The organism is Corynebacterium sp. (assembly GCF_022712195.1).
Classification (GTDB): domain Bacteria; phylum Actinomycetota; class Actinomycetes; order Mycobacteriales; family Mycobacteriaceae; genus Corynebacterium.
Genome location: NZ_JALAGY010000093.1, coordinates 47,496 through 59,486, shown reverse-complemented (window position 1 = coordinate 59,486; position 11,991 = coordinate 47,496). Strand labels below are relative to the sequence as shown.

Sequence of the window (11,991 nt, the reverse complement as noted above, 5' to 3'; positions counted from 1 at the left end):
GTCGCAGGGTGGGCGCCGACCGGGGTCAGGCCGGCGTTGTGGTGAACCAGGAAAGTATATCAGTGGGCGGCGACGGCGACCGGCTCGACCGGTGTCGCCGCCGTCAGCTCCGCGGCGGCCGCGTCGAAGGCCATCATCGCCGCGGCCTCGATGATCACCTGCGACACCCGGATCCCCAGCGCCATGCAGACGCTGGCCAGGAGCTCAGAGGAGACCTCCTTGCGTCCCCGCTCGAGTTCCGAGAGGTAACCGGGGCTGACATTGGCGGCGACGGCGAGTTCGCGGAGCGTGCGGTGGGAATCCTCACGGAAGCCACGCAGGGTCGCCCCCAGTGCCTCGCGCAGGAGAGGCTCGGCGAGAGGCGTTGAGACCGCGTCGACTCCCGCCAAGTCGACGTCGGGTCGTTCTTTCTCGAGTACCGAAGTGTGCTTTGCCATCACCGTCTCCAACGGTTGGGGATCCCTTTTTGTTCCCGTTCAAGTCTAGACCACCGTGTGCGGGGGCGTCACCGGCACCGACCGGCACCGACCGCCACCGCCCCGCAACCGGCCCCACGACACAGACGAAACGCCTCAGCGACTACTCTTCGGCCACCACGCCGAGGGCGTCGAGGGCCTCGACCGCGTCCACCGCCAGGGAGAGCGCACGTGCAGTCGTCGCCGAGCGGATCAGGACGCGCCGGTCTGGTGCAGGCTCCCCCGCCTGCCCCGAGGGGGCCGCATACTCCGACTCCTCGAGTCTCACCACATGGTCGACGGCGTCCTCGCCCTGGCGGGGCGCCGACCAGACCGCGACGTAGACCTCACCAACCGGGTGGCCGTCCTGACTGTCGGGCCCGGCGACGCCGGTGACCCCCAGGCCGATGTCGGCGCCGCAGCGGATCGCGGCCCCCTGCGCCAGCGCACGGGCGACATCAGGGTCCACCGGTCCGCGGGCGGCGAGGAGGTCTCCGTCGACCCCGGCGAGCGTCGCCTTGAGGTCGGTCGCGTACACGACGAGGCCTCCCCGCAGGACAGCCGATGCTCCTGGCACGCCGGCGACGGTGGAGGCGATCTCGCCGGCGGTCAGTGATTCAGCGGTGGCCACCGTCACCCCGGCCGAGGTGGCGGCAGACACGAGCCGACGGGCCAGGATCCCCGAGAGTGACGGGCCGGCGCCGTCAGGCATCAGGGCGGTTCCTGGAATCCAGGAGGTACTGCACACCGGTCACCACGGTCACCAGGACAGCCAGGCCCATCAGCGGGTACGTCAGCCAGTCAGTCCAGGCGGGCAACGGTGCGATGACCATCGCCACAGCCAGGGTCTGCAGCACGGTCTTGAGCTTCCCGCCCTTGGAGGCCGGGACGACCTTGCCCTTCCGGGCCAGGATCATCCGCCACACCGTGATCCCGAGCTCCCGCACGACGATGACGACGGTGACCCACCACCACAGGTCGCCCAGCAGGTTCAGGGACACCAGCGCCGAGATCATCAACGCCTTGTCGGCGATCGGGTCAGCGAGCTTCCCGTAGTCGGTGATCACCTCGTAACGCCGGGCCAGGAAACCGTCCAGCTGGTCAGTCGCCATGAGCACGCAGAACGACAGCAGGGCCCACCAACGCAGCGCGCTGTCGAGTTCCCGTTCGCCGTCCAGGGGACCTGCTGCGAGCAACAACCACACGAATACCGGGATCAGGATGATCCGGACGGTGGTCAGGACATTGGGGAGGTTGAACCGGTGGACGGCACGACCGAACTGCGACCTGCCGGCGCCGGTGGTGTCACCGTGGCGTCCGTGGCCGTCGTTCCCGTCACTGTTCTGCATCTCGTGCTGAGTCTCTTGCACGTCTCACATCCTACCCAGTGGCCGCGGAAGTTGGTGCACCGGCTTCCCCACCGTGTCAGTCGCGGTCAGCGGTCCCGGCGGAATCGGAGACCTCGGCCGTCGGGCCGGACACGGAATCGGACGCCGCCTCCCCGGCACCGTCCCTCCTGGACTTCCAGAGGCTGGCGAGCACCGTGAACGCGAGCACACCGACGATGACGACCAGCGAGACCACGGTCTCGACCTCCGGCGCGTCATGCACCGGCTGACCGCCGTTGATGAAGGGCAGGCCGTTCTCGTGCAGGGCGTGCAGGACAAGCTTGACGCCGATGAACGCCAGGATGACCCCGAGACCGTAGGGCAGGTACACCAGCCGGTCGAGCAGGCCGTCGAGCAGGAAGTACATCTGCCGCAGACCCAGCAGCGCGAAGGCGTTGGTGGTGAAGACGATGTACGGCTCCTGGGTGATGCCGTAGATCGCGGGGATGGAGTCCAGGGCGAAGAGCAGGTCCGTCATGCCGATCGCGACGAGGCAGACCAGCAGGGGCGTGACCGTCAGCTTGCCGAGACGGCGCACCAGCAGCTTGTCGCCGCTGTAGTCGTCGGAGACCGGCACAGCCTTGTTCAGCACCTTGATCAGTTTCATGTCACTGGGGTCGCGCGCCGGCTCGTCGGACAGCTCGTCGCGGACCACGGTGTACGCCGTCCACAGCAGCCAGATGCCGAAGATGTAGAAGACATCGGACCATGCCTCGATGGCCGCGGCACCGAAGGCGATGAAGACACCACGGAAAACCAGGGCCAGCGCGATACCGATCAGCAGCACCTTCTGCTGGTACTCACGCGGCACCTTGAACGAGCCCATGATCAGGGCGAAGATGAACAGGTTGTCCACGCTCAGGGCCTTCTCGGTCACGTAGCCGGTGAAGAACTCCACCCCGTGACCGTGCGGGTCCCCCGGCTCACCCCAGGTGAACCACAGGAAGACACCGAAGGCACAGGCCAGGGCAACGTAGAAAAGGCTCCACCATGCCGACTCCTTGATGGAGGGGGCGTGGGGCGTACGCACGTGGGCGTAGAAATCGAAGATGAAGAATCCGGCGATCACCGCGACGGTGATGATCCAGGTGAGTGCGTTGACTTCCATGACGGGTCGAAACCTCCGGTCGGCTGGGTGGACCGGAGGTCTCCCCCACCACCGGGATCAGCTCCTGGTGGCCGGCACGACCGGGGACCGAAGGCGGTCGCCGTGTTGACGATCAGTGCCGCGGGCGGGGTACTCCCCTCCTGACATGTCAGGACTCTACCAGAATCCGGCTAGAATGCACCCGACGTCCGGGACGGGTCTGCGTGGACGATCCGCGGCTGCCCCTCGTCGACCCGCGGGATCTCCCCTGTCGACTCGCTGTCCTGGCCCGCGTAGCCGGCCGTGTCGGCGGGCGCCGGGGCGTCGTAGCCCGTGTCGTGGCCCGTGTCGTGGCCTTCGTCGTAGCCGGTGCCGTAGCCCCCGTCCTGCTCCGGCACCCCGGAGTCTCCCTGCAGCTCCTTGGGGGCCTCGGCGGGGTCCGCCCCCTTGAGCATCCAGAGGATGGTGTCCAGCTCCTCAGGCTTCACCAGCACGTCGCGGGCCTTCGATCCCTCGGACGGGCCGACGACGCCGTGTGTCTCCATGAGGTCCATCAACCGCCCCGCCTTGGCGAAGCCGATGCGCAGCTTACGCTGCAGCATCGATGTGGAGCCGAACTGGCTGGTCACCACGAGTTCCACAGCCTGCAGCAGGTCCTCGAGATCGTTTCCGATGTCCGGGTCGATGTCCTTCTTCGCCTCGGCTGCCTTGTCCTCGGTGACGCCGTCGGTGTAGTCGGGCTCGGCCTGGTCCTTGGCGGCGTCGACCACTGCCTGGACCTCTTCGTCGGTGACGAACGCACCCTGCATACGCAGCGGCTTACCGGCACCCTGCGGGATGAACAGGCCGTCGCCCATGCCGATCAGCTTCTCGGCACCACCCTGGTCGAGGATCACGCGCGAGTCGGTCAGCGAGGAGGTGGCGAACGCCAGGCGGGACGGGACGTTGGTCTTGATCAGGCCGGTGACCACGTCCACCGACGGGCGCTGGGTGGCCAGCACCAGATGGATACCCGCGGCCCGGGCCTTCTGGGTGATCCGCACGATCGCGTCCTCGATCTCCTTGGGCGCGGTCATCATCAGGTCGGCGAGCTCGTCGACCACGCACACGATGTACGGGTACGGACGGTACTCGCGCTCTGAACCTGCCGGTGTGGTGATCTCGCCGGACTTCACCTTGCGGTTGAAGTCCTTGATGTGGCGCACGCGGGTGGACTTCATGTCCATGTACCGCTGCTCCATCTCCTCGACCAGCCACGTCAGCGCCGCAGCGGCCTTCTTCGGCTGGGTGATGATCGGTGTGACCAGGTGCGGGATCCCCTCGTAGGGGGTCAGCTCGACCATCTTCGGGTCGATGAGGATCAGTCGCACGTCCTCCGGGGTGGCTCGGGTGAGCAGGGACACCAGGAGGGAGTTGACGAACGCGGACTTACCCGAGCCTGTGGAACCTGCCACCAGGAGGTGCGGCATCTTCTGGATCGAGTGTGCGACGAACGTGCCCTCGATGTCCTTGCCCAGACCGATGAGCATCGGGTCCGGGTCACCGTGGACGTTGGGCGCGTTGAGCACGTCACCCAGTCGCACCATCTCACGGTCGCTGTTGGGCACCTCGATACCCACTGCGGACTTGCCGGGGATCGGGGTGAGCAGGCGGACGTTGTCCGTCGCCGCGGCGTAGGCCAGGTTCGACTGGAGGTTGGTGATCTTCGAGACCTTCACGCCCGGGCCCAGCTCAATCTCGTAGCGGGTCACTGTCGGCCCGCGGGAGAAGCCGGTGACCTGTGCGTCGATCTTGAACTCCGCGAAGACGTCGGTGATCGCCTCGATCATGCGGTCGTTGGCCGCGCTGTGGGTCTTCGCGACCTCACCGGGGATGAGCAGCTCCGTGGACGGCAGGAGGTACTCGGCGGAGGTCACCGCGGCGTCCAGCTGCTCGGCCTGGCCGTCACCTTCCTGAAGGTCGTCCTGCCGGTCGGCCTCGCCGCTGGTCCGGGTTCCGCCCGCGACCGCCGCCGCGGTGTCTGCTCCGGACCGGGCGAGGATACGACGTCGCATCTCCTCACGCTCGTCTGCGGCGGTCCTGGCGGCAGGCTCCTCCGGCGCAGGGGCCGCTGCAGGGGCCGGCTCAGAGCGGATCGTGCGGGTCTCCTGCGCTGCCGGAGCAGCCGGAACAGCCGGGGCCGCCAGCAGGTCGTCGTCCAGGCCGGGGGTCTGCTCGTCCGAGTGACGGGACTTCCGCGTAGGGCGGGGGGCCGCAGCCGCCTGCGGCGCTACTGCGGCACCGTCGTCCACGGACGGGGCGTCAAGGTCGTCCTCGACAGGCGCGCCGGCGCCTCCGCCACGGAACACGAGTGTCGCCTGGTCGTCTGCCCCCGGGTCGACCGGGTAGTTGTCCATGGGACTGGTCGCACGTGACGGACGGGCAGCTCCCGCAGTCGGCCTGGACCTGACGCCCTGGGGTCCCCGGGTGTCTGCGGCGGAGCCGCGTCGGGCCCGCGTGGTCGGCCGGGGCGCACGGTCGTGGCGCACGGCGTCCTCGAGCTCGCGGTCCACTGAGGCGTACTCGTCCTCGTCATCGGCGTAGTCGTCGTAGCCGGCGTAGTCGTCGTAATCGTCGTGGATCCCGTCGCGGTGGCTGCGCGCGCGGTACCCCAGCCAGCCGGCCAGTGCGCCGACGAGCTGCTTGACCGTCATCCCGGTCAGTTGCAGGGCACCGTAGACGACGACCATCAGCAGCAGCGGAACAGCGACGTACTCACTGAAGCCCACGGCCATGGGGGTGCCTACGAACTGGCCGGCGATGCCGCCGGCCGAGGCACGTCCCTCGACGTCGGCGGGCTGCCCCGCCAGGATGTGCACGATGCCCAGCACGGCGAGGACGATGATCCCCACCCCGAGCCCGAGCCGTACCCGGGAGCGTTGGGTGGTCTCCACGCCGACCATCAGCACCCAGGCGGAGCCGGCCAGCAGCACCGGTACGAGCAGCGCGGCTGCCCCGATCAGATAGGTCAGCAGGAAGTCGATGCCCCCGCCCACTGTGCCGCCGACACCGAACCAGGAGGTTCCGGCGATGATCAGCGCGAGCGCGAGCGCGCCCAGGGCGGCACCGTCGGAATGGCCTCCCACACGTACCCTTCCCGCCTGTCCTGCATCGTCGAGATCCGCCGTCGAGTCGGCGTCCTCGGGCGTGGTCGGTTGATCCACGTCTGTGTCTGCTCCTTTCGAACGGCCGCGGGTCTTCTTCTTCGAGGCGCTGGCACGGTCCAGTACCGTGGTCGGCAGTTCGTCGGGGTCACCGTAGCCTGTCGCCGCCTCGGCGGGCGTGTCGGGGGCGTCGGGCACCTTCACCGACAGCTTGCGCACCAGTCCGCCGAGTCCGCGTGACATCCCGCCGACCATGGAGCCCACCGAGGAGCCGACGGCGCCGAATGCACCACCGGTGCGCTCGAAGTCCGTGGTGTCGTACGAGGGGGTCCTCCGGGTACGTGCCGTGGGCGCGGACGATTTCGCCGACGAACCCGCCGACGGACGGGAGGATCGCCCAGTGGAGCGCCGGGAGGAGTTCCCGGGAGAGGTACGCGTGCGACTGGTCGTTGACATGCGCGCCAGTTTAGCCCGAGAGCACCACCTTTAACAGTCGCAACACGCGTCACACCAGTGACACGTACAACACGTGCCGTCAGAGGCTGACCCGGCGGACGTCCTCCTCGTCACCTTCGACGGTCACGTCACAGTCCTTGATTCTTCCGTAGATCCACAGTAGAAGCTCCCCGGCCTCGCCGGTGACGGTCACGCCCGGGGTACTGTCGCCCACGGTCACCGACTCGCCCCGGCCGTCGGTCCGCACCAGGGTCACCGCGACGCCGGAACTGCGTATCAGGCCCCGGGAGATTTGCCGCACCGCGGCCCACAGGGTGTCCCTGGTGGGTTGCGGCAGGTCGCGTGGCGACCACTCCCCTCCCCCACGACGCGCGTCCTCGTGGTGCACGAAGTTCTCCCCCAGATTGATGAACCGGTCTCCGAGCCGCATCGGGTTCCACACCGGCGGACCGGCACGGTAGAGCTCCACCAGGTCCTTGTAGTCCTTCTCCCGGTACCGCCGGCTCAGGGTCTCGAGGTGCCCGCCCAGCAGAGGCAGGAACATTCCCGCCATCGCGTCCGGGCGGTACTCCCGCAGGACGAGGTGCACGGCCAGGTCGCGGGTCGTCCACCCTTCGCACAGGGTGGGCCGGTCAGGGCCCAGGGACAACAGAAGGTCCGCCAGTGCCAGGCGTTCATCGTGGGAGACTGTCATGTCTCCCGATGCTACGCGGGCAGCCGGCGGACCGTCACGGATCTCCCGGTGTCACCTACAGGGACGGCACGTGGTCCTCGGGGTCGAGTTCCTCGACGATCTCGCTCGTCATCGGGACCACGGTCGGAACGATGAACGGCTCGCGCTTCCACTTGTCCTTGACGAACTTGGCGACCTTGCGGCGCAGGGTCTGCGCCATCCGGTACGGGTCGTTCTCGCCCTGACCCGAGAGGTCGAGCATGACGTTGTCGACGAGCTCGGCGACCTGTCGCATCATGTCCTTCGAGGCGTCCGAGAAGCCTCGTGCCTGAACCTGCGGATCCTCGAGCGGCCGACCGGTGCGGTTGTCGATGACCACCGTCACGGAGATGAGACCGCCCTCGGACATCGCGGTGCGGTCCTCCAGCTCCTCGGCTCCCACATCACCCATGGTGACGCCGTCGACGTAGAGGTTGCCCACCGGGATCTGCCCGACCACGGACGCCTGGCCGTTGACGAGGTCGACGACCACGCCGTTCTGCGCCAGCACCGTGTGGTCGCGTGCCACACCGGTGGAGATGGCCAGTTCACGGTTGGCGCGCAGGTGGCGCCACTCTCCGTGCACGGGCATGGCGTTGCGCGGACGGGCCGCGTTGTAGAGGAACAGCAGCTCACCGGAGTAGCCGTGACCGGAGGTGTGCACCATGGCGTCCTTGCCGGTGATGACCTCGGCGCCGATCTGGGACAGCATGTTGATGACACCGAAGACGGCCTCCTCGTTGCCGGGCACCAGCGACGACGACAGGACGATCAGGTCGCCCGGGCGCACGGTGATCTGGCGGTGCTCGCGCCGGGCCATCCGTGACAGGGCGGCCATCGGCTCACCCTGCGTGCCGGTGGTGATCAGCACGACCTTGTGCGGTGCCATACGGCTGGCCTCGTCCATGGAGACGATGGTGCCGCGCGGGGCGGTCAGCAGACCGAGACGCTCGGCGATCTCCATGTTGCGGATCATCGACCGCCCGTTGAAGGCGACCTTGCGCCCCGCCGCCACGGCCGCGTCAACGGCCATCTGCACACGGGCGACGTTGGAGGCGAAGGAGGCGATGATCACGCGCTGCTTGGCTTCGGTGACGATACGGCGCAGGTTCGGGCCGATCGCCGCCTCAGAGGGCGAGACCCCCGGGGTGGTGGCGTTCGTGGAGTCGCAGAGGAACAGGTCGATGCCCTCGTCACCGAAGCGGGACAGTGCCGGCAGGTCGGTCGGGCGACCGTCCGCGGGTGTCTGGTCCAGCTTGACGTCACCGGTGTGCACGACCATGCCGGCGCCGGTCTTCAGCGCGACACCGAGGCACTCGGGGATGGAGTGGCCCACGTTGAAGAAGCGGATGTCGAAGGGGCCGCGGCTCTCGTGGGAGGTGTCGTCGACCTCGATGAGCTTCGGGCGCAGACGGTGCTCCTGGCACTTAGCGGCGATGAGCGCGCAGGTGAACCGGGAACCGATGATGGGGATGTCGGCCCGCTGCTTCAGCAGCCACGGGATGGCACCGATGTGGTCCTCGTGCCCGTGGGTGACCACCAGCGCCTCGACGCGGTCCCACTTGTCGTCGAGGTAGGAGAAGTCCGGCAGGATCAGGTCGACGCCCGGCTCACCCGACGAGGGGAAGAGCACGCCGCAGTCGATGATGATGATGCGGTTGTGGTACTCGAAGACGGTCATGTTGCGGCCGATCTCGGAGATACCGCCCAGGGCGATGACCCGCAGGCCGTCCTTCGGGGCCTTCGGCGGCTTCGGCAGCCGCTGGGTCAGGTCGGCACCCTGCATCGTCTGCACGGCGTTGCGACGGCGGTCGCCGCCGCCCTGGTTGTTGCCCTTGCCGCGGTTGCGGTTGCCGCCACCCTGGTTGCCCTGGTTGTTCTGGCCACCCTGGTTGCGGCCACCGCGGTTACGGCTGTTGCCGGAGTTACCGGAGTTACTGTTGTTGGTGGTGTTGCCGCCACCGTTGCCGCCGTTGCCCCGACCGCGGGAGCGGCGTGAGCGGGAACGGCTGTTTCCGGCACCGTTGCCGGAGTTCCTGTCGGAGGTGGACGACGCTGCGTCGTCGCCGGACGCTCCGCCGTCGACGGAGGTCTGCTGCGCTTCCACGGCGGAGGCGTTGACCTGGCCGCCGTCGTTGAAGGTGGCGGTCACGTCCGCGGCGCTGGTCTCAGCGCTCGGCGGAGCGGCCTTCCGGGTCACCTTGCGTGCCCGGGAACGGTTCTCAGTCATAGTGTCCTTATACCCCTGCGTCTCGCAGGTCTTCTGCCAGTCGGTCAATCTCTGCCGACGTGGGCTCGATGATGGGCAGGCGCGGTGCGCCCACCTCGATTCCTTGAAGTGTGAGTGCCGCCTTGGCGAATGCCACCCCTCCGAGCCGGGCCTGGGCACGGGTCAGCGGGGTCAGGCGGTTGGCGATCGACCGGGCGCCGGTGATGTCACCGACGTCGACGGCGTCGCGGAGTGCACGCAGCTGCGAGGCGGCGACATGTCCGATGACGGAGATCATGCCGGTCGCACCGACGGCGAGCCACGGCACGTTCAGTGGGTCGTCCCCGGAATACCACGCCAGTTCCGTCTCCTCCAGCAGCTGCATCGCTGCGGGGAGGTCGCCCTTGGCGTCCTTGACCGCCCGGATGTTCGGGTGGTCGGCGAGACGACGGATCGTGTCGCTCTCGATCGGGACCACGGACCTCGACGGAATGTCGTAGAGGCAGATCGGGGTGTCTACGGCGTCCGCCACAGCGGTGAAGTGCCGGTAGAGCCCTTCCTGACTCGGTCGCGAGTAGTACGGGGTGACCACGAGCAGGCCGTCCGCACCGGCGGCAGCCGATGCCTTCGACAGCTCCACGGAGTCCGCGGTGCTGTAGGTTCCGCTGCCGGCGACAAGTTTCACCCTGTCCCCGAGTTCAGCGCGGACCGCCTTGAGCAGGTCGATCTTTTCCGAGGGGCGCACCGTGGGTGACTCACCCGTGGTGCCGCTCAGAACAAGAGCGTCGCAACCCTGGTCCACCAGGTGTCCCGCCAGGGACACGCCGGCGTCCAGGTCGATGCTGCCGTCCTTCGCGAAGGGCGTCACCATCGCCACAGAGACCGTGCCGAAGAACTCGGCTCCTCTTGTCGCTGTCATACCTGTGCTCATGTCAGCATAGGTTACCGCCCGCGGGCCCCGATGTGTACCAGGACCCCCCGCCGACGCGCCGGTGACGTCAGATGTCCGCCACGTAAGGGCTGGTCGCCATCAGCGAGCCGTCCCGCAGTTCGGTGACCGTGAAGTCGTCGAAGATCTCCGGGCTGACCTCCCGCAGCAGCCCCAGACAGGTCACCGCCACGCGCCTGATCTCCGGGTCCGCGTGCTCGGCGGCACGCATGCCGATGAAGTGACGCCAGGAACGCATGTTCCCGGTCATGACGAACCGTGTCTCCGTCGCGTTCGGCAGGACCGCACGCGCCGCCTGGCGGGCCTGCTTCGCGCGCAGCACGGAGTTGGACTCGCCGGTGGAGCGGGCCTCGAGCGCCTCCAGGAGTTCCTCGTAGGCGTCCCGGGCGACGTCGGTGGCGTGAAGCAGCAGCTCGGCGATCTCCGGGTCGGCGGCCACGGCGTCCGGCACCACCACCTCGGACTGCTCAGGGGGTACGTAACGCTGGGACAGCTGGCTGAAGGAGAAGTGCCGGTGGCGCATGATCTCGTGCGCGCACGACCGCGACACCCCGCGCAGGTACACCCCTGCCGAGGCGTGTTCCAGGAGGCTGAGGTGGCCGACGTCGAGGATGTGCCGGACGTACGCGTCGTTCTGCGCGGTGTGCGGGTTCGGACGGTCCCACGTCTCGTAGCAGGCACGGCCGGCGAACTCCACGAGGTTCGAGGCGTCACCGCCCGCCGGTGACGGCTCCCAGGGGACGTCCTCGGGAGGGGTGAACGTCGTCTGGGAGATCAGCCGGGCGGAGAATTCGGAGGTGGTGGGCATCGCGTCGAACTACTCGGCGGGTACGCCGAGGGTGTCCAGCCCGAGGAACTTCTCCAGGCCCACGGTCAGCCCCGGGTTCGCGGCGATCTTCTCGACACCCAGCAGGACGCCGGGCACGAAGGACTCCCGGTCGTAGGAGTCCTGCTTGATGGTCAGTGTCTGACCAGCGGCACCGAGGATGACCTGCTCGTGTGCGACCATACCTGTCATCCGGACCGCGTGGACGGGCACGCCGTCGACGTCGGCGCCACGGGCGCCGTCCAACGACTGGTCGGTGGCGTCCGGCTGCTCCCCCAGCCCGGCCGCCCGACGTGCCCGTGCCACGCCTTCGGCGGTGTGCACGGCCGTGCCGGACGGCGCGTCCTTCTTGTTCGGGTGGTGCAGCTCGATGACCTCGGCGGAATCGAAGTACGGCGCGGCGATCTCCGCCAGCTTCATGGTGAGCACCGCGGAGATGGCGAAGTTCGGGGCCACCAGCACCCCGGTCGACGGCGACTCCTCCAGCCAACCGCGCACGGTGTCGTAACGCTCCGGGGTCCACCCGGTGGTGCCCACGACGGCGTGGATGCCGTTGGCCACGCAGAACTCCAGGTTGCCCATGACGGCGTCCGGGACGGTGAAGTCGACGACCACCTCGGTACCGCTGTCGACCAGGGCCGCGAGGTCGTCCCCGTGGTCCAGGGCCGCAGACAGTTCCAGACCGTCCGTCTTCTCCACCGCGGCGACGACGGCGGTGCCGACCCTGCCGTGTGCTCCGAGAACTCCGACCTTCGTCATGTGCATC

The 11,991-nt window shown here is 68.3% G+C and carries 10 protein-coding genes; all 10 read right to left on the bottom strand.

From position 1 onward, the window contains the following. Positions 1-59: 59 nt before the first annotated feature. Positions 60-437 (bottom strand): helix-turn-helix transcriptional regulator, encoded by a 378-nt coding sequence (locus Q0A34_RS13095; RefSeq protein WP_291480436.1) that lies wholly within the window; start codon positions 435-437, stop codon positions 60-62. Between the two features lie 142 nt (positions 438-579). Next, positions 580-1,167 carry a CinA family protein gene (locus Q0A34_RS13090; RefSeq protein WP_291480435.1) on the bottom strand — a complete coding sequence of 196 codons (588 nt, stop codon included), beginning with the start codon at positions 1,165-1,167 and terminating at the stop codon, positions 580-582. Then, positions 1,160-1,825, bottom strand: a complete 666-nt coding sequence (pgsA, locus tag Q0A34_RS13085) for a CDP-diacylglycerol--glycerol-3-phosphate 3-phosphatidyltransferase (protein WP_291480434.1) — start codon at positions 1,823-1,825, stop codon at positions 1,160-1,162. Before pgsA ends, Q0A34_RS13090 begins: the two co-directional genes overlap by 8 nt. A gap of 55 nt (positions 1,826-1,880) precedes the next feature. Further along, positions 1,881-2,951: a TerC family protein gene (locus tag Q0A34_RS13080; protein ID WP_291480433.1), complete on the bottom strand. Its 1,071-nt coding sequence runs from the start codon at positions 2,949-2,951 to the stop codon at positions 1,881-1,883. A 170-nt stretch (positions 2,952-3,121) separates the two neighbouring features. Continuing rightward, positions 3,122-6,529, bottom strand: coding sequence for a DNA translocase FtsK (locus Q0A34_RS13075; protein ID WP_291480432.1), 3,408 nt, complete (start codon positions 6,527-6,529; stop codon positions 3,122-3,124). A gap of 79 nt (positions 6,530-6,608) precedes the next feature. Then, positions 6,609-7,223, bottom strand: a complete 615-nt coding sequence (locus tag Q0A34_RS13070) for a TIGR03085 family metal-binding protein (RefSeq protein ID WP_291480431.1) — start codon at positions 7,221-7,223, stop codon at positions 6,609-6,611. Between the two features lie 55 nt (positions 7,224-7,278). Further along, the gene (locus Q0A34_RS13065; RefSeq protein ID WP_291480430.1) at positions 7,279-9,471 is read right to left on the bottom strand and encodes a ribonuclease J; all 2,193 of its coding nucleotides are present in this window, start codon (positions 9,469-9,471) and stop codon (positions 7,279-7,281) included. A 7-nt stretch (positions 9,472-9,478) separates the two neighbouring features. Further along, positions 9,479-10,381: a 4-hydroxy-tetrahydrodipicolinate synthase gene (gene dapA, locus Q0A34_RS13060; protein WP_291480429.1), complete on the bottom strand. Its 903-nt coding sequence runs from the start codon at positions 10,379-10,381 to the stop codon at positions 9,479-9,481. Positions 10,382-10,448: 67 nt separating this feature from the next. After that, complete coding sequence (gene thyX / locus Q0A34_RS13055; RefSeq protein ID WP_291480428.1) at positions 10,449-11,207, bottom strand: FAD-dependent thymidylate synthase; 759 nt, start codon at positions 11,205-11,207, stop codon at positions 10,449-10,451. A gap of 9 nt (positions 11,208-11,216) precedes the next feature. Continuing rightward, on the bottom strand, positions 11,217-11,984 hold the full coding sequence (gene dapB, locus Q0A34_RS13050) for a 4-hydroxy-tetrahydrodipicolinate reductase (RefSeq protein ID WP_291480427.1): 768 nt from the start codon (positions 11,982-11,984) through the stop codon (positions 11,217-11,219). Positions 11,985-11,991 lie beyond the last annotated feature (7 nt).

Coding starts and splice junctions, on each gene's coding strand:
- Q0A34_RS13095 (WP_291480436.1), bottom strand. CDS start 437: ATGGCAAAGCACACTTCGGTACTCGAGAAAGAACGACCCGACGTCGAC.
- Q0A34_RS13090 (WP_291480435.1), bottom strand. CDS start 1,167: ATGCCTGACGGCGCCGGCCCGTCACTCTCGGGGATCCTGGCCCGTCGG.
- Q0A34_RS13080 (WP_291480433.1), bottom strand. CDS start 2,951: ATGGAAGTCAACGCACTCACCTGGATCATCACCGTCGCGGTGATCGCC.
- Q0A34_RS13075 (WP_291480432.1), bottom strand. CDS start 6,529: ATGTCAACGACCAGTCGCACGCGTACCTCTCCCGGGAACTCCTCCCGG.
- Q0A34_RS13070 (WP_291480431.1), bottom strand. CDS start 7,223: ATGACAGTCTCCCACGATGAACGCCTGGCACTGGCGGACCTTCTGTTG.
- Q0A34_RS13065 (WP_291480430.1), bottom strand. CDS start 9,471: ATGACTGAGAACCGTTCCCGGGCACGCAAGGTGACCCGGAAGGCCGCT.
- dapA (WP_291480429.1), bottom strand. CDS start 10,381: ATGAGCACAGGTATGACAGCGACAAGAGGAGCCGAGTTCTTCGGCACG.
- thyX (WP_291480428.1), bottom strand. CDS start 11,207: ATGCCCACCACCTCCGAATTCTCCGCCCGGCTGATCTCCCAGACGACG.
- dapB (WP_291480427.1), bottom strand. CDS start 11,984: ATGACGAAGGTCGGAGTTCTCGGAGCACACGGCAGGGTCGGCACCGCC.